The 254-nt window shown below is 51.6% G+C and carries 1 tRNA gene; it reads left to right on the top strand.

Going from position 1 to position 254, the window contains the following annotated elements:
• Positions 1-130 precede the first annotated feature (130 nt).
• Positions 131-206 (top strand) — tRNA-Glu (locus tag NNO08_RS23070).
• Positions 207-254 lie beyond the last annotated feature (48 nt).

The raw sequence follows: 254 nt of genomic DNA, 5'->3' as shown, positions 1-254 counted from the left end.
GTAACAAGGTAACCGTAGGGGAACCTGCGGTTGGATCACCTCCTTACCTTAAAGAAACGTTCTTTGTAGTGCTCACACAGATTGTCTGATGAAAAGTAAATAGCAAGGCGTCTTGCGATTGAGACTTCACGTCCCCTTCGTCTAGAGGCCCAGGACACCGCCCTTTCACGGCGGTAACAGGGGTTCGAATCCCCTAGGGGACGCCACTTGCTGGTTTGTGTGAGTGAAAGTCGCCGGCCGAAGTATCTCAAAAC

It is taken from the genome of Citrobacter sp. Igbk 17 (assembly GCF_028069775.1).
Taxonomy (GTDB): Bacteria; Pseudomonadota; Gammaproteobacteria; order Enterobacterales; family Enterobacteriaceae; genus Citrobacter.
This window is presented reverse-complemented; position numbering and strand designations above follow the sequence as displayed.